At 27.8% G+C, this 22,977-nt stretch carries 17 protein-coding genes; 11 read left to right on the forward strand and 6 right to left on the reverse strand.

The genetic code is table 11. The annotated features are described in order from the left end of the window. Nucleotides 1–88: 88 nt before the first annotated feature. Genes bioA through CLOACE_RS03630 form a run of 3 tightly spaced genes read right to left on the reverse strand, consistent with a single transcriptional unit; the run spans nt 89 to nt 2,824 of the window. Nucleotides 89–1,405, reverse strand: coding sequence for an adenosylmethionine--8-amino-7-oxononanoate transaminase (gene bioA / locus CLOACE_RS03620; protein WP_070109687.1), 1,317 nt, complete (start codon nt 1,403–1,405; stop codon nt 89–91). Between the two features lie 43 nt (nt 1,406–1,448). After that, nucleotides 1,449–2,183: a dethiobiotin synthase gene (bioD, locus tag CLOACE_RS03625; RefSeq protein ID WP_070109688.1), complete on the reverse strand. Its 735-nt coding sequence runs from the start codon at nt 2,181–2,183 to the stop codon at nt 1,449–1,451. A gap of 56 nt (nt 2,184–2,239) precedes the next feature. Continuing rightward, the gene (locus tag CLOACE_RS03630; RefSeq protein ID WP_070109689.1) at nt 2,240–2,824 is read right to left on the reverse strand and encodes a biotin transporter BioY; all 585 of its coding nucleotides are present in this window, start codon (nt 2,822–2,824) and stop codon (nt 2,240–2,242) included. Between the two features lie 132 nt (nt 2,825–2,956). Between CLOACE_RS03630 and bioB the strand changes: the two genes are divergently transcribed. The 7 genes from bioB to panD all read left to right on the forward strand — a co-directional run bounded on the left by bioB (nt 2,957) and on the right by panD (nt 12,274). Further along, nucleotides 2,957–3,925, forward strand: a complete 969-nt coding sequence (gene bioB, locus CLOACE_RS03635) for a biotin synthase BioB (protein WP_070109690.1) — start codon at nt 2,957–2,959, stop codon at nt 3,923–3,925. Nucleotides 3,926–4,505: 580 nt separating this feature from the next. Beyond that, on the forward strand, nt 4,506–5,750 hold the full coding sequence (locus CLOACE_RS03640) for an efflux RND transporter periplasmic adaptor subunit (protein WP_070109691.1): 1,245 nt from the start codon (nt 4,506–4,508) through the stop codon (nt 5,748–5,750). Then, a complete protein-coding gene (locus CLOACE_RS03645) occupies nt 5,750–8,851 on the forward strand; it encodes an efflux RND transporter permease subunit (RefSeq protein ID WP_070109692.1) in 3,102 nt (1,033 codons plus the stop codon). The genes CLOACE_RS03640 and CLOACE_RS03645 overlap by 1 nt, the downstream gene beginning before the upstream one ends. Nucleotides 8,852–9,321: 470 nt before the next feature. Next, nucleotides 9,322–10,176, forward strand: a complete 855-nt coding sequence (locus tag CLOACE_RS03650; protein ID WP_423230261.1) for a Rossmann-like and DUF2520 domain-containing protein — start codon at nt 9,322–9,324, stop codon at nt 10,174–10,176. 1 nt (nt 10,177) lies between these two features. Next, the gene (gene panB, locus CLOACE_RS03655; RefSeq protein WP_070109693.1) at nt 10,178–11,005 is read left to right on the forward strand and encodes a 3-methyl-2-oxobutanoate hydroxymethyltransferase; all 828 of its coding nucleotides are present in this window, start codon (nt 10,178–10,180) and stop codon (nt 11,003–11,005) included. A 37-nt stretch (nt 11,006–11,042) separates the two neighbouring features. Next, a complete protein-coding gene (panC, locus tag CLOACE_RS03660; RefSeq protein ID WP_101495379.1) occupies nt 11,043–11,891 on the forward strand; it encodes a pantoate--beta-alanine ligase in 849 nt (282 codons plus the stop codon). Between the two features lie 11 nt (nt 11,892–11,902). Further along, a complete protein-coding gene (panD, locus tag CLOACE_RS03665; RefSeq protein ID WP_070109695.1) occupies nt 11,903–12,274 on the forward strand; it encodes an aspartate 1-decarboxylase in 372 nt (123 codons plus the stop codon). Between the two features lie 106 nt (nt 12,275–12,380). Here panD and CLOACE_RS03670 read toward each other — a convergent pair whose 3' ends face one another. Further along, the gene (locus CLOACE_RS03670; RefSeq protein ID WP_070109696.1) at nt 12,381–13,901 is read right to left on the reverse strand and encodes a glucosaminidase domain-containing protein; all 1,521 of its coding nucleotides are present in this window, start codon (nt 13,899–13,901) and stop codon (nt 12,381–12,383) included. 197 nt (nt 13,902–14,098) lie between these two features. Further along, nucleotides 14,099–14,956 (reverse strand): sigma-70 family RNA polymerase sigma factor, encoded by an 858-nt coding sequence (locus CLOACE_RS03675; RefSeq protein WP_070109697.1) that lies wholly within the window; start codon nt 14,954–14,956, stop codon nt 14,099–14,101. A 348-nt stretch (nt 14,957–15,304) separates the two neighbouring features. Here CLOACE_RS03675 and CLOACE_RS03680 point away from each other — a divergent pair, with 348 nt between their 5' ends. Further along, nucleotides 15,305–17,863, forward strand: a complete 2,559-nt coding sequence (locus CLOACE_RS03680; protein WP_070109698.1) for an FAD-dependent oxidoreductase — start codon at nt 15,305–15,307, stop codon at nt 17,861–17,863. Nucleotides 17,864–18,407: 544 nt separating this feature from the next. Here CLOACE_RS03680 and CLOACE_RS03685 read toward each other — a convergent pair. Next, on the reverse strand, nt 18,408–19,250 hold the full coding sequence (locus CLOACE_RS03685) for a polysaccharide deacetylase family protein (protein ID WP_070109699.1): 843 nt from the start codon (nt 19,248–19,250) through the stop codon (nt 18,408–18,410). A 207-nt stretch (nt 19,251–19,457) separates the two neighbouring features. Between CLOACE_RS03685 and CLOACE_RS03690 the strand changes: the two genes are divergently transcribed. The 3 genes from CLOACE_RS03690 to CLOACE_RS03700 are packed head-to-tail and all read left to right on the forward strand — an operon-like array spanning nt 19,458 to nt 22,946. Further along, nucleotides 19,458–20,150: a response regulator transcription factor gene (locus CLOACE_RS03690; protein ID WP_070109700.1), complete on the forward strand. Its 693-nt coding sequence runs from the start codon at nt 19,458–19,460 to the stop codon at nt 20,148–20,150. 4 nt (nt 20,151–20,154) lie between these two features. Beyond that, nucleotides 20,155–21,543, forward strand: coding sequence for a sensor histidine kinase (locus CLOACE_RS03695; protein ID WP_101495378.1), 1,389 nt, complete (start codon nt 20,155–20,157; stop codon nt 21,541–21,543). Nucleotides 21,544–21,569: 26 nt separating this feature from the next. Further along, nucleotides 21,570–22,946, forward strand: coding sequence for a hypothetical protein (locus tag CLOACE_RS03700; protein WP_070109763.1), 1,377 nt, complete (start codon nt 21,570–21,572; stop codon nt 22,944–22,946). The last annotated feature ends 31 nt before the right edge of the window (nt 22,947–22,977 follow it).

Consider the following 22,977-nt stretch of genomic DNA (forward strand, 5'->3'; position numbering starts at 1 on the left):
AAGTTATCCACAGGTGCAATAGCACCTTAGCTTTGCTATTATCTTTTTCTGAACAAAATAGTTAATTATTAACAAAAAGTAATGATTTTTAAATATAATTGAGGAAGTTTAATTGTGCAATTTCCTCAATTATATAAGGTGGTATAAAATAAAGTACATTGCCAATAGGTCTTAAAAGCAGTCCTTTTTTTAGGGCAATTTTATATATTTCATAGCCTACTCTTTGTTCCCAAGGGAAATTTTCTTTAGTTTCTTTATTTTGTACAATCTCTATAGCAGTTATCATGCCTATACTTCGTACATCACCTATATAAGGGTTATTTTTTGATTTTTCTAAAACTTTTTCTTTTATTAATTTGCCTTTTTCTTTATTTTTTTCTAAAACTTTTTCTTCTTCAAATATTTTTAAACTTTCACAAGCTATAGCACAGGCCATAGCATTTCCTGCATAGGTATGACTATGAATAAATGCTTTTAACTCTGTATAATCTCCATAAAAGGCATTGTAGATGTCTTCTGTAGCTAAAACTGCAGATAAAGGCATGTATCCTGCAGAAATACCTTTTGAAAGACACATTAAATCTGGGCTTATATTAGCGTGATTACAGGCAAACATTTTTCCTGTTCTTCCAAAGCCCATGGCTATTTCGTCAGCTATAATATGAATATTGTAGTCATCACAAATTTTTCTTAATTTCTTTAAATAAAAATGAGAGTATATTTTCATACCTGCAGCACCTTGAACCATAGGCTCAATAATAATTCCACAAATTTCTTTATGGTGTTTAAGTATTAAATTTTCCATAGATTCAAAACACTCAGCATGGCAGTTTTCTCTACATTTTCCATAACTACACCTGTAGCAATCAGGACCTTCTGCTCTTAAAGTATTTAAAAGTAGTGGATTGTATATTTTGCTATAAAGATCTAAATCTCCTACAGATAAAGCACCTAAAGTTTCACCATGATAAGCATTGGTTATAGAAGCAAAGCGAGTTTTAGAAGTATTGCCATTTTGTTGATGATATTGAAAGCTCATTTTTAAAGCAGTTTCTACAGCAGAAGAACCGTTATCAGCAAAGTATACTTTTTTTAATCTTTCTGGAGATATTTTTATAAGTTTCTCTGCTAATTCAATAGCAGGTTTATTAGAAAAATTAGCAAAAATAACATGTTCTATATTATTTACTTGATTCCATATAGCTTTATTTATTCTTTTATTACTATGACCAAATAAATTTGCCCACCAAGAAGATATACAATCTATATATTTATTTCCTTCAACATCATAAATATAAATACCATCACCTTTTTCAATTACTATAGGAGGCAAATCCTCATAATCCTTCATTTGAGCACAAGGATGCCATATGTATTTTAAGTCTTTCTCTTGATATTGGTTCATATAAAAACCCTCCTAATTATTACTATATTTTACACTCCTGGGGTCATATTTTTTCCATTATTTCAATTAAACTTTCAGCTTGAAAAAGTTTTTTAGATACTTGTTTTAAAGATTCTTCCATTTTTTGGACACCAGGGGCGGTATCAATAAATGGAAGTGTTGCTATTATAGGAATGTTAGTAAGCTTTTTTATTATATTTATATTGTCTTTTTCGTAGAATGTATTTTTAAAACTATTAAATATAATTCCTTTAATATTTATACCTAATTTTTTTATAAATTCTATAGTTAAAAGAGTGTGATTTATGGAACCTACTTTGGTAGTAGATACTAGTAGTACAGGTATATTTAATTCTTTTATAAGGTGATAAAGCATATATACTTTGTTTTCTTTTTCAATTAAGGGACAACAAATGCCACCACTGCCTTCTGCTACAATGTAGTCATATTTATTTTTTAAGCTATTAAATTTTTCTTTTATATGCTCTACATTAATTTCTATATTTTCTATTTTTGAAGCTAAATGGGGTGATACAGCAGTTTTAAAAATATAAGCAGTGGTATTTTGGTAATCTTCTTTTAAATTGCTTAATGTACTTACAAGTCTAGTGTCTTCTGGTACAATATTATTATTTTTATCTATTAAAGCTCCACTTAAAGCTGCCTTAAAGTAAGTGGCGTTATAGCCTTTAGAGCGAAGAACATGCATAATTCCTGCAGAAACTACAGTTTTTCCTACATCTGTATCTGTGCCAACTATATAAATTCCTTTAGTCATTTTAAAACCTCCTTGTATTTAGTCATATCAGCCTATAAATAATATTTTAAATATTTTTATGCTTTTTTTACATTAGAATTAATTACAGGAGAAAATAAATTTTTTCTTATAACTGGTAGAGTTTTTACTGATATAAAAGCAATAGCAAAACTTAATAGTAAATCTCCAGCTACACAAACTATAAATCCATAAAATACTGCCCACCATAGTGTTTTGGCTTGTCCTAAATATAAATTAAATATTAAGTACAAATGAGTTACTCCAAATAAATAAACAAAAAATAACCCTGCTAATACGGAAAATAAAGCTTTTGAAAATTTTATTTCACTGTGGCTTTCAGTAATCTTTCCTATAACAAAAGCTCCTACTATAAAACCTATTAAATATCCAAAAGTAGGTTGAAATATATAGGAAGGACCTCCTCCCTGAGTAAATATAGGAATTCCTATAAGTCCTACTGATACATATATTATTTGAGATAATGCTCCTAATTTAGAACCTAATAATATGCCAGCAAAGGCACAAAACAGGAATTGAAGAGTAAAAGGTACATAAGGAATAGGTATTCTTATGAAACCTCCTACAGCAGTTAAAGCTGCAAAAAGTGAAACTAAAATCATGTCTTTAGTGTTAAGATTCATTTTACACACTCCTTTATTGTTATCTAGTAATTCTAAATTGGTTAACAATGAAAGTGTATAATAAATATAATTAATAATCTTTATTATAATCTATAATTATTAATTATATTTATTAAGTGTGGGGGAATAAAAATGAATATTATTAACCAATTAGAAAATAAAATTTATAAAAATGAAAACATAAACTTACAAGAATATTTAAATCTTTCTAAAGTAGATAATTTAAAAGAATTATGTAAAGCTTCTAATAGAATATGCAAAAAATACAATAATACAAAAATAGATTTATGCTCCATAATGAATGCCAAATGTGGTGCTTGCTCAGAAGATTGCAAATACTGTGCTCAATCTAGTTTCTATAATACTTCTATAAAAAGTCATAGTTTAGTTTCAAAAGAAGATGCATTGAAATTAGCTAAAGAAAATGAAAAATTAGGAATAAATAGATTTTCATTAGTTACTAGTGGAGCAGCTTTAAAAGGAGAAGACTTTGAAAATATATTAGAAGTATTTAAATATTTAAAACAAAACTCTAACATAAAATTATGTGCTTCTTTAGGCATAATATCCTACGAACAACTTGTAAAGCTAAAGGAAGCAGGTGTTACAAGATATCACCATAACTTAGAAACTAGTAGAGATAATTTTTCAAATATTTGTACCACTCATACTTATGAACATAGAATACAAACTATTTTAAAAGCACAAAAAGCAGGTATTCAAGTTTGTTCTGGTGGAATAATAGGCATGGGAGAAACTATGGAACATAGAATTAAAATGGCTTTAGATTTAAAAAAATTACAAATTAAATCCATACCTATAAATGTGTTAACACCTATTAAAGGCACACCTTTAGAAAATACACCTAAATTGAGTTATGAAGAAATTTTAAGAACTATAGCTATATTTAGATTTATAAATCCAAAAGCATTTATTAGATTTGCAGGAGGTAGATTAAACATGGAAGATAAAGGTGAAAGAGGATTTTTATCAGGAATAAATGGAGCTATAAGCGGAAACTACTTAACTACAAATGGCAATGGAGCAAAAGATGACGTAAAAATGATAAATAAGCTAGGACTTAAATTAATCCATAATTGAGATAATTTCAGAAAAAAAGAATTAAAAATAATCTATATAAAAATGGGGACGGTTAACAAATAATTATAGTGTAATATAGCTACAAAAATGGGGACGGTTAATAAATAATTATGAAAATAGCAATGCAGTAAAATGTTTTAGCACTTAAAGTGAATTTCACTCTTAAATTCTGTACTTTTAAAAAACTATTTTACTAAACTTTTCAAACTCGCTTTGCTCAAACAGTGAAAAGTTCTTTACGTAAAATAGTTTTTTAAAAGTAAGAAATTTATAGAGTTTATTCAATACAGTGCTAAAACATTTTACTGCATTGCTATTTTCATAATTATTTATTAACCGTCCCCATTTTTGTAGCTATATTACACTATAATTATTTGTTAACCGTCCCCATTTTTATATAGATTATTTTTAATTCTTTTTTCTGAAATTATACTACCACTAACTTAAGTTTATATTAATTTTACTAAAAGTTACTATGAAATATGTATGAAATGCTATATAATATTATTGTTTATAGTTAATTTGTAAAATTGATTTATATTTAAATGAACCATGTTCTAAAAATAAGGAGGGGTAATTAATGAAAAGAAGTACTTTAGCTAAAGTACTAGTTATGCTTATGGTGTTTAGTATATTTACTGTAGGTTGTGGAAAAAAAGAAGAAAAACAGGAAGAATCCTATACACCTGTAGAAGTAAGCACAGCTAAAAAAGATGAAATTTACAATTATACTGTATTAACGGGAAAGGTGGAGGCAGATAAAGATGTTCAAATAGCACCTAAAACTCCTGGAAAAGTAGAAAGTGTAAATGTAAAAGTAGGAGATAAAGTAAAAGCAGGTACTGTACTTTTTACTTTAGATAAAAGTGATTTGCAAAAATCTTTAGATATGGCAAAGTCAGGAATAAACCAAGCTAGAGCAGGATTAGATAGTGCTAGAGGTGGAGTGAATACAGCAAAAGCAGCTTATGATGCAGCTAAGGCTAACTACAACTCCAATTATGAAAAAATACAAAATGCAAAAGTAAATCTTAAAAGAATGGAAGAGCTATATAAGGAAGGAATAATTTCTAAAGCAGATTTAGAAAAAGCACAATTGGCAGCTTCTGATAGCAATGTAGATGCATTAAAAGCACAACTAAATCAAGCTGAAGCTGCTTATAATCAGTCTCAATCTGGCATAGGAAATGCTCAAGCTGCTTATGAAAAGGCAGAAGTAGGATACAGACAAGCTCAAGATGTTTTAAAAGATGCTTCAGTAACTTCTCCTATAGATGGAATAGTGGCTAGTGTTAATGTGGAAAAGGGTGAAATGGCTTCTAATATGCAACCTTCTATTACTGTAGTAGGTGTAGACAAGCTATATATAAAAGTAGATGTAAGTGAAAATTTAGTAACAAAATTAAATAAAGGTGATAGTGTTAAAATAGAAGTACCTTCTTTAGAAGATAAAAAAGCAGAATGTAAAATAGATAGCATAAGCCCTGCAGCAGATGAAAAAACTCAACTTTATTCTGTAAAGATAGCTGTAGGAAAAATAGATGGACTTAAATCTGGAATGTTTGCAAAAGTAAAATTTAAAACAGATATAAAGAAAGATGTTATAGTAGTAAAAAGTGAATCCATAATACAAAGGGATGATAAAAATATAGTTTATATATCTAAAGGAAAAAAAGCTCATGAAGTTAAAGTAGAATTAGGATTAGATAATGGAGATTATGTAGAAATAAAAAGTGGATTAAATCAAGGAGATAGAGTAGTAACAAAGGGACAGGACTATTTGCAAAATGGCACTACTGTAAAAGAGGTTAGGAGTGATAATTAGTGAATATAGCTAAGTTTTCAGTTAAAAAACCTGTAACTATTTTAATGATAATACTTATGATTTTAACTTTAGGAACAGTTTCACTACTAAAAATACCTATAGACTTATATCCTAAAATTGAAGTGCCAGTAGCTATAGTATCTACATCTTATGCCAATGTAGGACCAGAAGAAGTAGAAAAACTAATAACTAAACCTCTAGAACAGTCCTTAGCTACTGTAGAAGATATAAAAGAAATAAATTCTATTAGTAAGGAAGGTAATTCTGTAATTATAGTGCAGTTTAATTTTGGCACAGATATGAATTTTGCTACACTTAGAATGAGAGAAAAAGTTGACATGATAAAGGGATTTTTGCCTAAAGATGCAAAGGACCCTATGGTTTTAAAAATAGACCCTAATGCTCAACCTATAATGTATTTATCCTTAACCAATGGAAAAGACTTATCCACTATGCAAAGCACAGCTGACAATATAGTAAAAAACAGACTAGAAGGATTAAAAGGAATAGCTTCTGTAAATGTATCTGGTGGATATGAAAACGAAATAAGTGTAAAAGTAAATCAACAAAAATTAGAAGGATATAATTTAAGTATAGATTATATATCTAAAATATTATCAGCAGAAAACTTAAATTTACCTGCAGGTAAAGTAAAAAAAGGCAACCAAGAATTGCTTTTAAGAACTGTAGGAGAGTTTAAAAACATAGATGAAGTTAAAAATTTACCTATACCTTTAAAATCAGGAGGAACTGTTTATTTAAAAGATATAGCTCAGGTAGAACTTACCCACAAAGATATAAACTCTATATCTAAAACCAATGGTAAAAGGTGTATAAATATTGCTATACAAAAGCAATCCGATGCCAACACCATTGAAGCAGCTAAAAGAGTTAAAAAAGAATTAGATAATCTAAAAAAAGATTATCCTAATATTAATTTTGAAATAGGTTTTGACTCATCAGAATACATAGAGAAATCTATAAACAATGTAAGCAAAAGTGCCATAGAAGGTGCTATTTTAGCTATACTTATTTTATTTGTATTCTTAAGAAATATAAGAAGTACTTTTATAATAGGAACTTCTATTCCTATATCTATAATAGCAACTTTTATACTATTGTATTTTAATAATATTTCTATTAACTTAATGACTCTTGGAGGACTTTCACTAGGTGTAGGAATGCTGGTGGATAACTCTATAGTAGTATTGGAAAATATATATAGATTTAGGCAAGAAGGAAATTCTAGAGAAGATGCTTCTATAAAAGGAAGTACAGAAGTTACCACAGCAGTTATAGCCTCCACATTAACTACTATAGCTGTATTTTTACCTATAGTTTTTGTTAAAGGCATAACAGGCACTATATTTAAAGAATTATCTTTAACAGTAACTTTTTCATTAGTAGCTTCATTAGCTATTGCCCTTACTCTTATACCTATGCTGTCTTCTAAGTTTTTAAAGATGGAAGTAAAAGATTATAGTGGCACTAAATTTGAATTTTTAAATAAAATTTATAAAGTATTCGATAATGCTTTTGAAAAATTAAATTTAAAATACAAAAACTTACTTAAAAAAGCTTTAAGTAGGAGAAGAGCTACTGTACTTATAGCAGTAGGTATATTTGTATTAAGTACTGTTTCTTTATTTACAGTAGGAGCAGAATTTTTTCCTAAATCCGATGAAGGACAATTTTCTATATCCATAGAATTACCAGAAGGCTCTAAAGTAAAGGATACAGATAATATTGTGTCAAAGGTAAATGATAAAATTAAAGGAATAAAAGAAGTTAAATCTGTATTTTCTTATGCAGGAAATTCATCTTATAGTTTTTCAAATAGCGGAGAAAACATAGCTAGTATGAATGTAATGTTAGTTCCAATTAGAGAAAGAAAAAGAAGTACTTCTGATGTAATGGATGAATTAACAAAAAAAGTAAAGGACATTCCAGGAGCAAAAATAGAATTTACTGGAAGTCAAGTTAGTTTTGGTGGTTCATCTTCACCTATTGATATAAAAATAAAAGGAGATGACTTAGAAACTTTAAAGAAACTAGGAAATGAAGTTAAAAAAATAGTTGAAAATGTAAAAGGCACAAGACAAGTAAAATCCAGCTTAACAGATGGAAAACCAGAACTTCAAATAAGATTAAATAGAGAAAGTGCCTCTCAATATGGAATTACAGCAGCACAAGTTTCATCTCAAGTAAAATCTTTAATAGAAGGAAATGTAGCTACTAAATACAGACTTCAAGGAGATGAAATAGATGTAAATATAAAAGGAGAAGATACTTATAGTGAAAGTTTATCAAATTTAAAACAGGCATTTATAGAAAATACTATGGGAATAAAAGTGCCACTTTCTTTAATAGCAGATATAAATATTAAATCTGGTATTTCCGGAATAAACAGAGAAGACCAAAAGAGAGTTTTAGATATTACCAGTGAAATATACGGAAGAGACTTAAAGAGTGTACAAAAGGATATTCAAAGTAAAATAAAATATTTAGAAAAACAAAAGGGATACAGCATAGAAATGGGTGGACAAAGCCAAGATATGATGGAAGCCTTCACAGATTTGGCATTAGCATTAATACTAGCAGTACTATTAGTTTACATGGTACTAGCTTCCCAATTTGAATCTCTTTTAAATCCATTTATTATAATGTTTTCTGTTCCACTAGCTTTGGCAGGAGGCTCTTTAGGATTATTTATAACAAGAAGACCTTTATGTGTACCAGCTATAATAGGATTTATAATATTAGCAGGTATAGTAGTTAACAATGCTATAGTTTTAATTGACTATATAAATACTAGAAGAAAAACTGGAGAAAATAGAGAAGAAGCTATATTAAATGCAGGTCCTATAAGGCTTAGACCAATACTTATGACAACTTTAACTACAGTTTTAGGACTTGTGCCTATGGCTTTAGGTATAGGAGACGGAGCAGAAACACAAGCACCTATGGCTACAGTAGTTATAGGAGGACTTTTACTATCTACACTACTTACACTAGTGTTTATACCAGTAGTTTATACTATATTTGATGATTTTGCTTCAAAGGTAAAATCCAAAAGAGCAATTAGAAAAATGCACAAATAAGTGGTAATGTGAAAAATTGCTGTGCAATTTTTTTAGTTGAGAGTTAATATTTAAAAGTTAAGAGTTGTGGAGAATTTTTCTTCATTGGCATTACGAAAAATTTTTTATTTTGTTAGTTAGAGTGAATAATTTAAATAATCTGGGATAAAATAAAGTTGAGGATGAGTAGCAAATAAAAAAGCTATGTCACTCCTATGAGATAAAGCCTTTTAAATAATAAAGCTGGTACAGCTAAGTTTTATCAATGTATTCTTTCTCCCTTTTACACTAAAAAGCATCTGGCAATATGTCAGATGCTTTTTGTATGTAAAAAAATTGTATAAAGTAGTTGAAAAGAATAGAATACTATGGTAAAATTTTAACAATGGGTAGTATCAGAAATGAACTGCACCAGTTTGTATTTGTGTGTTTTTTTTATTCTGCTCATATTAGAAATAAATGAGACAGATTTTTTGGGAGTTATTTTGGAGGTGGTATACCTGAAAATAAGTTTTATAGGAGCGGGAAAAGTTGGGTTTTCCCTAGGAAAATATTTTTCAGTAAATAATTTAAATGTTAAAGGATATTATAGTAAATCTTTTAAATCTTCAAAAGAAGCAGCAAAATTTACTAATTCCACTGCTTATGAAGATATAAAAGAAATTGTAAATGATAGTGATATTTTATTTATAACCACTCCCGATGATGTTATTTTTAATATTTGGCAGCAAATAAGTAAACTTAATTTAAAAAACAAGATAATATGTCATACTAGCGGCTCATTATCTTCTAGAATCTTTTCAAATGCAAACAATTCAGGTGCTTATGTCTATTCTGTACATCCTATGTTTCCCTTTTCTGATAAATTAAATTCTTATAAAAAATTAAAACAGGCTTATTTTTCTATTGAAGGAGATAAAACACATATAGAAGATTTGAAAAACTTGTTAGAGTGTTTAGGCAACAAAGTTGTAGTTATAAATGGAGAAAAAAAGCATTTATATCACTTAGCTAATGTAACCGTATCCAATTTAGCACTAGCTTTATTAAATTTAGGATGCAAATATATGGAAAATTGTGGTGTAAGTAGCGAAGATAGCTTAAAAGCACTATTTCCTTTAATAGAAAGCAATATTATGAACATAAAAGAAAGAGGATTTTTAAAATCTATTACAGGGCCTATAGAAAGAGGAGATATAGGCACAGTAATGTCTCATTTAGAAGTTATTCCAGATGAAGATAAGCCTTTATATAAGAATTTATCATTAGTACTTTTACAAATTGCTAGGGAAAAACATAGTGAAAAAGACTACTCAAAATTAAATGAAATTTTGGGAGGAATTTAAAATGAAAAATACTGTATCAACTTTTAAAGAAGCAAAGAAAAATGGAGAAAAGCTTACTATGCTTACTTCTTATGATTATTCTACAGCAAAATTAGTAGATGAAGCAGGTATTAACGGCATATTAGTAGGAGATTCTTTAGGCATGGTATGTTTAGGTTATGAAGATACTTTAAGTGTTACTATGGAAGACATGATTCATCATACTCGTGCAGTGGCAAGAGGAGCTAAAAATGCTTTAATAGTAGGAGATATGCCATTTATGTCTTATCAAACTTCTGTATATGATGCAGTTTTTAATGCAGGAAGACTTATGAAAGAAGGAAGAGCACAAGCAGTAAAATTAGAAGGTGGAGCAGCAGTATGTGAGCAAATAGAAGCTATTGTTAAGGCTCAAATACCAGTTATGGGTCATATTGGACTTACACCTCAATCAGTAAATGCTTTTGGAGGTTTTAAAGTTCAAGGAAAAAGCGAAGAAGCAGCTAAAAAGCTTATAGGAGATGCTAAAAAAATAGAATCTGCAGGAGCTTTTTCTATAGTATTTGAATGTATACCAGCTAAGCTTGCAGAAATAATAACTAAAGAAGTATCTATACCAACTATAGGTATAGGAGCAGGTGCAGGCTGTGATGGACAAATATTAGTATATCAAGATATGTTAGGTATGTTTTCAGATTTTAAACCTAAATTTGTTAAACAATATGCTAAAGTAGGAGAAACTATGAAAGATGCATTTAAAGAATATATAAAAGAAGTTCAAGAAGGAAATTTCCCTGCAAAAGAACATTGTTTTAAAATAGATGAAGAAGTTTTAAATAAACTATACTAATTTGTTTAAGTAGTTTGTTGGGAGGAGAAATCAAATGATAAATGCAGTTCATAAAATAGAAGAAGTAAAAAAACAAGTTAATGAATGGAAAAAACAAAATTTAAAAGTAGGGCTTGTACCAACTATGGGATATTTACATGAAGGTCATAAAAGCCTTATAGATAGAGCAGTTAAAGAAAATGATAAAGTAGTAGTAAGTGTATTTTTAAATCCACTACAATTTGGAGAAAATGAAGACTTAGATAAGTATCCCAGGGATTTAGAAAGAGATTTAGAAGTTTGCGAAAAAGCAGGAGCAAATTTAGTATTTAATCCAGAAGTTTTAGAAATGTATCCAGAAAGTTCTTGTAGCTATGTAAATGTAGAAAATTTAACAAAAGGATTATGTGGAGCTAAAAGACCAGTACACTTTAGAGGAGTTTGTACAGTGCTTACTAAGTTATTTCACATAGTATCACCAGATAAGGCTTACTTTGGAGAAAAAGATGCCCAGCAACTAGCTGTAGTAAAGAAAATGGTTAAAGACTTAAACTTTAACTTAGAAATAGTAGGTTGTCCTATTATCAGGGAAGAAGATGGACTGGCTAAAAGCTCCAGAAATATTTATCTTTCAAAAGAAGAAAGAAAAGCAGCTTTAATATTAAATAAAAGTCTTAAAAAAGCTAATTCTCTTATGGAAAATGGAGAAAGAAATGCAGCAAAATTAAAGGAAATTATAGAAAATGAAATAAATTCAGAAACTCTAGCAAAAATAGATTATATAGAAATTGTAGATAGTGAAAATTTAGAAAAATTAGATAAAATAGAAAAAACTGTACTTGTGGCTATAGCAGTGTATATAGGAAAAACTAGATTAATAGATAATTTTACATTTAAATTAAACTAGGAGGAAATAACATGATATTAAATATGTTAAAATCCAAAATTCATAGAGCAGAAGTTACACAAGCAGAATTAAATTATGTGGGAAGTATAACTATAGATAAATCTTTAATGAAAGCAGCTAATATACTAAATAATGAAAAAGTGCAAATTGTAGATATAAACAATGGAGCAAGGCTTGAAACTTATGCTATAGAAGGAAAAGAAAATAGCGGAGTAATATGCTTAAATGGAGCTGCAGCAAGATGTGTGCAACCTGGTGACAAGGTTATTATAATTGCTTATTGTCATATGGAAGAAGAAGAAGCTAAAAAATACAAGCCTACAGTAGTATTTGCAGGAGAAGGAAATAGTATTAAAGAGATTACTAATTATGAGAGCAATTGAAGTTGAGAGTTGAGAGGGAAGAGTTAAGAGTTATGGAGAAAAATTCTCCACAACTCTCAACTCTTCCCTCTCAACTCTCAACTCTCAACTCCAAAAATGTCCTATCTTAATTAAAAGAAGGTATTTCAAACACTGGTTTTGCATTTTGACATTTATCAAAATAAGGCTTTATATTTAGTATTTGTTTAAATGGCCAAGCTATGTCTGTAGCATATTGATGAGTGCCTGGTTTTTCAGGATTCCATCTCATTTTATATAAAGTATCTTGTTTGTAATATGAATTTATGTAGTTTTCAGATATATACTTAGCACCGCCTTCTATAGCTTTATCAATGCTTGTCCAATCTTGTTCATAAGCATGTAAAGAGCCATATTTTATAGGATCATTGTCATAAGCTTTTATTCCAAATAAATTAAATACTGTTTTTATTTCTACTTCTTTTCCATCTATTTTATTTACTTCTATGCCTTTAGCTAATTTAGATGTGCCGTTACCAGTTTCTAAAAGGCAGTGGGATACTAAGTAAATAGGATTTATATTATTTTCTTTAGAAGCTTTTAAAAATGTTTCTCCATGACCTTCTAAAATACCTTTTCCTTTTAAAATGCTATTTAAATCTTCTTTTGTAATACCTTCCATGTAATTTAATTTTAAAAACATAAATTTTCCATAAGGATCCATAAAGTTTTTATAGTTTAAATAGTATTTTATTTGATTTTCATTAGCTGTTGTCCAACTTCCAGGAGCTTCGTCGGTTACAGCAGAAGATGAAATTTTTGATTGAATTTCAGTAACTTTATTTAAAGTATTACTGTAATTTTTAACTTCAGTATTGGAATTATCTACTTTAGGTAGTATTCTAAAATAATCTACATAATAGTTGTCATAGTCCATGTTTTTTACTGTGTCATTTACATTTGTTCTATAAGTTCCAGTAGAATCTGCTTTTTTAACAAATATTAAAAGCTTATATTTTTGTCCATTAGTTCCAGAAGGTAGCTTTTTAGAAGAAACAATTTTGTAAGGAGTGTTAGCATAAGTTGAATTAGTGTATCCATTAGTTATTTCTTCATAGCTATCGTTTCCATATTCATATTTGTGAATGAATACTCTATATTGAACTTTATCCCAATCTTTTGCAGTTAAGTTTATTTCTAAATTTTTGTTTTGTGAAATATCAGTGTTTTCTATAGAGCAGGAGTTTATTTTAGGTAATATTTCATAGTTAGAGCCAATAGTATAATTTTTAGCAATATCAAATTTCATTTTTACAGGTTTTGCAAGATTATTTCCTTTGTGAGATTTGATTTTTGTATTTAATATTAAATAATAAGTTTTTCCAGGAGTGTATCCTCCAGCAGGAATATTTACAATTATTGATGAATTTAAGTTTCCTGTTTGTATTGCTGCACTAACAATATTATTATCGCTATCTATAACTTTTACATTTTCTTCATTTATAGTAGAAGGGTCAAAGGCAATATTAAAATTTACTGTCCAAATTTTATTTTGAGATACATTGGTTTTATTGGGAAATTCTTTGTAGGATTCTTCTGCTAAAACTTTGTTGCTTAAAGCAAATGCAATTAGTAAAGTGAATAGTAGTGTTTTTAAGATTTTTTTCATGAATAATCACTTCCTTTTAATCATATTATATTTAATAAGTATATGTAGTAAGATTACCCACTCTTTTTTAGTGTAACTAAGAGTGGGTAGATAACTTAATGAGAATTTATAAGCTAAAATTTAATTTTTATAAGAAATTTTTTTGCGAAATGTAAACACTAACAAATAGTGTTTTATGTAAAATTAAAAGATTATTTTTACAAATAATCTTTTAACTTACCACTTCTACTAGGATGCTTTAATTTTAAAAGAGCTCTTTTTTCTATTTGCCTTATTCTTTCTTTAGTTAAATTAAATTCTTTACTAACTTCATCTAAAGTTTTTGCTTCTCCATTTTCTAAACCAAATCTAAGTTTTAATATTTTTTCTTCTCTAGGATTTAAAGTAGATATTACATCCAATAATTGTTTTTTTAACATGGAATGTTCTGCTATTTCTTCTGGGGAAGCATTTTCGTAGTCTGGAATAAAATCTTCTAACTTAGAATTTCCTTGATCATCTATAGGAAGTTCAAGAGACAAAGGAGTTTTTGAAACTCTCATTAATTTTTTTACATATTCTAAGGGCATGTCCATGCATTCTGCAATTTCATCAATATCAGGGGCTCTTCCCAGCTTTTGATATAGTTTTTTAGAAGCTTTATTTAATTTATTTACGTTTTCGTTTATATGTACTGGTAGTCTAATAGCTCTGGATTTATCTGCTATAGCTCTAGATATTGATTGTTTTATCCACCAAGTAGCATAGGTGCTAAATTTAAATCCTTTTTTATAGTCAAATTTATCTATGGCTTTCATAAGACCTAAATTACCTTCTTGAATTAAATCTAAAAGAGGAAGACCTCTTCCTATATATTTTTTGGCTATACAAACTACTAATCTTAAATTAGATTTTAATAGAGTTTCTCTAGCTTTATTGTCGCCGTTTTCTATTTTTTTTGCTAAGGAAACTTCTTCTTCTCTAGATAATAGTTCTATAGCGCCAATTTCTTTTAGATAAAGCCTCATGGTGTCGTAAGCATTTATAGAATCGTTAACAGTAACATAATTTTCCAAATACAATCACCCTCGCTTTAATTTAAAAAATCCTTATTAAACCCTTAAAATATATAAACATATAGTATTATTTATTTTATAATAGTTTCTATGTTATGTCAACTTATGCTGGTCATAGAATTTTTACATTAAATAGGAATACATCTAAAGTATTATCTTCATTAGCGAATTTATATAAGATTATATTTAATATTACAGCTTTATAAAAATATGGTTAAATAAAAAACTTTTTTTTTAAAACTAAAAATAATTATAAAATAATATTGATTTTTTGGTAATAATAGCTTATAATGAATTTAAGATAATTATTATTGATTAACAATTATTATTTTGAATGGAGGTAATTAAATGAAAGCTTTAGAAGTAAAAAATAATATTTATTGGGTAGGTGCCTTAGATAAAAAATTAAAAGTATTTGATATAATAATGACTACACCTTATGGAACAACATATAATTCTTATGTAGTGAAAGGAAAAAATAAAACAGCAGTTTTTGAAACTGTTAAAGAAAAGTTTTTTGATGAGTATGTAGAAAGATTAAAATCTTTAAATATAGATATTTCTAAAATAGATTATATTGTTGTAAATCACACAGAGCCAGATCATGCTGGAGCTATTGGTAAAATGTTAGATTTAGCACCAAAGGCTAAGGTAGTTGGTTCTCCTGCAGCTATTAAATTTATAAAAGCTATAGCTAATAAAGAATTTGAAACTATAGTTGTAAAAGATGGTGATAAATTAGATTTAGGAGGAAAAACTATTAAGTTTATAAATGCTCCATTTTTACATTGGCCAGATTCTATATATAGTTATGTAGAAGAAGATAAAGTTTTAATTACTTGTGATTCTTTTGGAAGTCACTATTGTTTAGACAAAGTATTTAATGACTATATTGAAAATGAAGAAGAGTATATGGAAGCATTAAAGTATTATTTTGATATGATTATAGGACCTTTTAAATCTTATGTATTAAAAGCTGTAGATAAAATAAAAGATTTAGATATAGATGTAATTTGTCCTGGTCATGGACCGATTTTAAGGGATAATCCTTTAAAAATAGTAGAAATTTATAAAAAGTGGAGTACTGAAGAGTTACCACAATATGGTAAAAAGAGAGTGGTTATATCTTATGTATCAGCTTATGGATATACAGAAGCTATGGCAGAGAAGATTGCAGAAGCAATTAAGTCTAAAGAAGATTTTATTGTAGATTTATTTGATATTACAAAACATAATGTAGAAGAAATTTTAAATAAAATATATTTAGCAGATGGTATTTTGTTTGGTTCACCAACTATAAATGGAGATGCTTTAAAACCAGTAATGGATATTTTAAATATGTTAAATCCTATTGTACATGGTAAAAAAGTAGCAGGAGCTTTTGGTTCATATGGATGGAGCGGAGAAGCTGTAAGAAATATAGAATCAAGATTAAAATCTCTTAAAATGGATATAGTTCCTGGCATTAGAGCTAATTTTAGACCTTCAGAAGAAGAATTGAATAAATCTTATGAATTTGGAGAAACTATAGCAGAAAAAATAATAGAAAAATCAAATCCAAAATCAGTAAATGAACAATCTTCTTCAATGAAATTATGGAAGTGTGTAGTTTGTGGACAAGTATTTCCAGGATTAACACCTCCGGAAGTTTGTCCAGCTTGTGGAGCAAGTAAAGAACAATTTGTAGAATTAGAGAAAGATGATTTAGGATTTAAATCAGATAAAGATGAAAAATTTGTAATAATAGGAAATGGTATAGCAGGATACACAGCAGCAGAATCTATAAGAAAGAGAAATAAAGTTTGTTCTATAGAAATTCTTTCTTCAGAAAAAGTATTAACATATTATAGACCACAACTTTCAGATTACTTACAAAACAAACTTCCAGATAGTGAGTTTTATGTAAGTGATGAAAATTGGTATAAAGATAACAATATTTTAGTAAAATTAGGAGTAAATGTATCTGAAATAAAATCTGAAAATAAAAAAGTAGTATTAGAAAATGGTGAAGAAGTAAAATATGATAAATTAATAATAGCTAACGGTGCAAGAAGTTTCTTACCTCCTGTAAAAGGCAGTGACAAAGAGGGAGTAGTTACTTTAAGAAGCTTAGAAGATGCAGAAAGAATTATAGATAAAATGGAAAATGCTAAAGTAGCAGTAGTTGTAGGTGGAGGTCTTTTAGGGCTTGAAGGTGCTTGGGCTATGAGACAAAGAGGATTAGAAGTATATGTTATAGAACGTTCTAATAGGCTACTAGTAAGACAGTTAGATGAAGAAGGAGCTAAAATATTTAAGAAAATAGTAGATGATTCAGGAGTTCACGTATTAACTGAAGAAGACACAGAAGAAATACTTGGAGAAGATAAAGTATCAGGATTTAAGTTAAAAAGTGGAAAAATAATAGATTCAGATATAGTACTTTTCTCAACAGGTGTTAGACCAAGAAAAGAAGTAGCAGAAAAATCTGGATTAAAAGTAGATAAAGGTGTAATTGTAAACGAAAAAATGGAAACAAATATAAAAGATATATATGCTTGTGGTGATGTAGCAGAACTTAATGGAAGAGCTTATGGAAACTGGCCAGCAGCAATAGAAATGGCAAAAGTTGCAGGAGCTAATGCTTCTGGGGATGATATAGTATTTGAGGGCTTTGTACCATCTACAGTATTTACTTCTATGAATGCTAATGTATTTTCTTGTGGTGACGTAGCTTCCAGTGATTTAGTAGGTATAGGTTCTACTAATTTAGATAAAAATATTTATAAGAAAATGTTCTTTAGAAAAGGCGTTATAGTAGGTGGAATTTTAATAGGTGATACTAAATCTTCTGTTAAAATAATGGAAGGTATACAAGAAGAAAAATCAGTTAAAGCTATGCTTAGTGATAATATATTGCTTTATTAGTTTAGAGTTAAGAGTTTAGAGTTGTGGATAATTTTTCTCCATTGCATTACGAAAAATTTTCTGGGGAGGAAAGTTAGGGAGTTGACAGTTGAGAGAGGACAGAGGAGATAGTGTTAGGGGTGCACTTCTAGTTAAAATTTTATTTTGCTGGAAGTGCATTTTTTTGCACTTAATTGAGTTTTTAAAACTTTGAATTAAAATACTTAATGTTAGTATAATTTGCAGATAAAAAAGAATTGTAAATAATTTATGTGAAAATAATAATACAGATTTATAAAGAGAGTTTGTAAATAAGTCATTTCATTAAGAGACTCTAAGAATAAAAAACAAAAAAACTCCTACCCAATTTATGCACCGTCCTTGGTGCGGAAATTGGCTCATCACGTCCTGTGATGAATTACGGAGTTTTTTTATTTTTTCTTCTAAGATTCTCTAAAATTCATTCAAATTATTTACAAACTCTCTTTATAAATCTGTATTATTATTTTCACATAAATTATTTACAATTCTTTTTTATCTGCAAATTATACTAACATTAAGTATTTTAATTCAAAGTTTTAAAAGTGTATCCTTGAGATTTTAAGTATTGTATGGCTTCAGGTAGAGCTTGTACAGTTGTAGTTTTTGCTGGTGCATCATGCATTAAAATAACTACTTGCTTTTGACCTTCAGTGCTTGTCCTTAAATTTTGCATTAGTTTTTCTACAGATACAAGAGGAGCTTCTGCGTCTCCATTTAAAGCATTCCAATCTACAAAAGAATAGCCGTTATTTTTAGCTGCTTCTTTAAAAGGATTTAATCTGTTACCAAAGGAACCACCAGGAAATCTTATTAATTTGCTATTGTAATCTTCACCTAATATATTTTTTAAAACATCATTACCCTTTTGTAAATCCTGCAAAAAAGCTTCTGGACTAGAATAAATTTTCTTATAATTATGAGAATAAGTGTGGTTAGCTATAGAATGTCCCTCATTTTTTTCTCTTATAAGTAAATCTTTATTTTCTTCAGCCATATAGCCTATTACAAAGAAAGTAGCTTTTACATCATTTTCTTTTAGTATGTCCAGTATTTTAGGTGTTAAATTGCGAGAAGGACCATCATCAAAAGTTAAATAAGCAACTTTTTCAGTGTCTTCTTTGGCATTTAAAGCATCTATTTCTTCCATTACATTACCTGGTGCAAATTTAGTTTTAGATTTTTCTTCTTTTTCTTTCTTTTCTTTTTCAGCTTGTATCCTTTTTTTCTCAGATTCCATTTGTTCAGTTTTTTTGGAATCTGCTGCTTTAGTTAATACATTACTTTTAGCTGCTTTGTTATGGGCGAAAAAGAATCCAAAAGAACCTATCATTATTAGTAATATTAAAAACATAATTCCTTTTTTCATTTGTATCTCTCCTTAGCTGTTTATACTTTTTTAAACTATTTTTTACCTTCAGGTATATAATACTCCATATTTAGATTTTATGCTTAACAAAAATATTAATATAATATTACAAATTAGTTACAAAGGTAATATTTTATCAAATTTAATATTATACTATGTTATAATTTTAGTGATATTAATAAATAAAACAGAAAGTTGGGAATTTGTATGGAAAATAAGGTACTTATTGTAGAAGATGAAGAATCTATAAGAGGTTTTATAAAAATAAATTTAAAGAGAAATAATTTTAAAGTTATAGAAGCTTCTTCTGGAGAAGAGGCTATAGAAAAAGCTAATCTGGAAAAGCCAGATGTTATTATATTAGATATTATGCTACCAGGCATAGATGGTTTTAAAACTTGTGAAATTTTAAGAAAATATTTAAAAGAAGTAGGCATTATTATGCTTACAGCTAGAACTCAAGATATGGATAAAATAATGGGACTGGAATTTGGAGCAGATGATTATGTTACTAAACCTTTTAATCCATTGGAGTTAATAGCTAGAATAAATGCATTACTTAGAAGGATAAATAAAAGTAATTTAAAAAAGGAAAATAGTGAAATTATTTCTGGTGAATTTAAGTTAAACACTCAGTCTAGAAAGCTATATAAAAATAATAAAGAAATAGAATTAACTCCTAAAGAATATTTAATTATAAAAAACTTTATGGAAAATGAGGATAAGGCTTTTACTAGAGATGAAATACTTAATTTGGTTTGGGGATATGATTATTTTGGAGATAATAAAATAGTAGATGTGAATATTAGAAGGATTAGGGAAAAGATAGAACATAATCCTTCACAGCCTAATTATATAGAAACTATATGGGGAGTAGGCTACAGATGGAGAAAGGATTGATATTTTGAAGGGCATTAAGTCTAGATTAGTTGGAAGCTATCTTTTTATTATAATAATAACAGTGTTTATATTAGAAGCTGTACTTATTGCTGCTATAAAAAAATATTATTATAACAATACTCAAAACTTGCTTTCAAATCAAATAAAAATTTCTGTAGAATTTTATAATAATTATTTTTCTTCTTCTACTTTAGAAGAAAATGTAAGAAATAATGCGGATATATTTTGGAAAAATACTTCTGCAGAAGTGCAAATAATAAATAAGGATTCTAAAATGCTTATGGATTCTATAGGTAATTTTGTGGAAGGTACTGTAGTGGGGGAAGATATTGAAAAAGCCCTTAAAGGTAAGTTAGGTACAGATATAAAAAAAGATGATGTTACTGGTGAAAATGTGTTGTATGTATCTTATCCATTAAAATCTGCTAGTGGTATTGAGGGAGTTTTAAGGTTTATATCTTCTCTTTCAAAAGTAGATAGTATGTTAAATAGAATATCTTTGTTGTTTTTTATTATAGGATTATTTGTCATAATAATATCTAGCATGGTAAGCATATTTTTGTCTAATACTATAATTGAACCTTTAGAGGAAGTTAATAAAGTAGCTGAAAAATTTGCATCAGGTACTTTTAATGAAAGGTTAATAATAAGAAGAGATGATGAAATAGGAGAGCTAGCATCTACATTAAATTTTATGGCAGATGAAATAATAAAAAATGAAAGATTGAAAAATGATTTTATATCTTCTGTATCTCATGAGCTTAGAACACCATTAACTTCTATAAAAGGCTGGGCAGCTACTATAAAATTAGGAGATTTAGAAGATAAAGAAGAAGTATATGAAGGTTTAGAAATAATAGAGAAAGAAAGCGATAGATTGTCTTTATTAGTGGAGGAATTACTGGATTTTTCCAAGCTGATTTCAGGAAAAGTTAATTTAAAAAAAGAATATGTAGAAATAGATAATTTAGCTAGATTTATTAAAAATCAAATGAAGCCAAGAGCTAATAGGGAAAATATAAAATTTACTATGGATATTGAAAAAAATATTCCGCCTATTTTATTAGATAAAAATAGAATTAGCCAAGTGATTTTAAATATATTGGATAATGCTTTTAAATTTACTCCTAAGGAAGGCTATATAATATTTTCTGTTTATAAAGATGAAAACTATTTAGTAATAAAAATAAAAGATTCTGGTACAGGTATATCAAAAGAAGATTTGCCTCATGTTACAGAAAAATTTTTTAAAGGGAAAAATAGTATGTCTAAAAATGGCATAGGTCTTTCAGTGTGTAAAGAAATAGTGGAGCTTCATGAGGGAATTTTAGAAATAAACAGTGAGTTAAATAAAGGTACTATTGTGTATGTAAAAATACCTTATGAATTATAAAATTAATAGGAGGAAAGGTGGTAAAATTGAAAAAGATTAGTTATTTAGTTATTGTACCAGTATTTATATTAATGATTTTTGCTTTTAAAAATATAAAACTATCTTTTACACCTAAAATAGTACCTAGAAAAATAATTAATGTTCCTCTTGAAGGAAATTGGATAGTAGAAAAGTATACATTTATTAATGATTCTTCTATAACTAAGGAAGAAGCTAAAAATTATATAGGTGAAAAAGCTCATTTTGATAAAAATACTGTTTATTTTAATAAAGAAATTTGCAAAGAACCTAATTTTAAAGTAAAAATAGTTAATTCTAAAAGTTATTTTTGGGATAAATTTAAAATAAAAGATAGCTCTATTGGCATAAAAAATGAGTATATGAAAGTTATAACTATTTCTTCAAAAGAAGATAAATTTTTTGATGAGTATATACAAATAGATAAAAATTATGTAATAAAAAATCAAGAAGGATTATTATTGTTTTTTAAAAGAGAAGGCTCACAAGGTAAATTAAAGTTAAATTTAAAAGAAAAGGATTCTAAAATCATAATTTCTAATATAGAAAAAGAAATAAAATATAAATCTGGAGTACTATTAGGTCTTAGATTTAATGATGAAGAATATAAATATAATTACAGGACTTTATGGATATCTTATAACTATGGGAAATTTGATAAATTAAAAGAAATTGAAAATATTTTAGTGCCTAGGAAAAATGGTTTTTTTAAAGTAGGTGTACAGGATAATGTACTTTGGGCAGAAGATTTTAATTCTTGTAAGAAAATAAATGAAAATCACAAGTATAAAAATAGTAGAGATTTAGGTTGTGGAAAAATTATATTTATAGGTAATGAGTATATTTCTATAGATAAAGTATTAGATTTTCAAGAGTCTTATTTAAGAGTTTTTCCCTTAGATAATCTTCAAGGTGAAGGTTTAAATATACATAGTGTATCTAATTCTTTAAGCAATATTTTTAATTCTTATGAAGAAAAATATAAAACAGCAGTAAATAAAAAAGATATGTGTAAGAATTGGGCAGTAGTAAGAAGAAGCGGAAGATGGATTTTAAGGGGAAGAGTTAATTTTAATGATTCTAAAATGGATTATGATATATCTTATGCACCTCCTAAAAAAATAGTAAATTACGATGAATTATATCCTTCTTTCAATGTTATAAAATCTAAAGTGCCCCTTGCTACAGATGCTTATACTTCTCCTAATAGAGATTTTATAATAATATTTACAAAAACAAATTTAATGGTAGCACATTTAAAAAATGGAGTTATAGGTGACATAGCTATTAATGTAAATTTAAAAGAAGGAGAAGAACCTATTATGTGTCAATGGGCTACAGGAACTTATGTAGATTCTTGGACAAAGCAAGTAGAAGCAAAATAAGGGGACGGTTAACAAATAATTGAGAAACTAA

The sequence above is a fragment of the Clostridium acetireducens DSM 10703 genome (genome assembly GCF_001758365.1).
GTDB classification, from domain to species: Bacteria; Bacillota; Clostridia; order Clostridiales; family Clostridiaceae; genus Clostridium_C; species Clostridium_C acetireducens.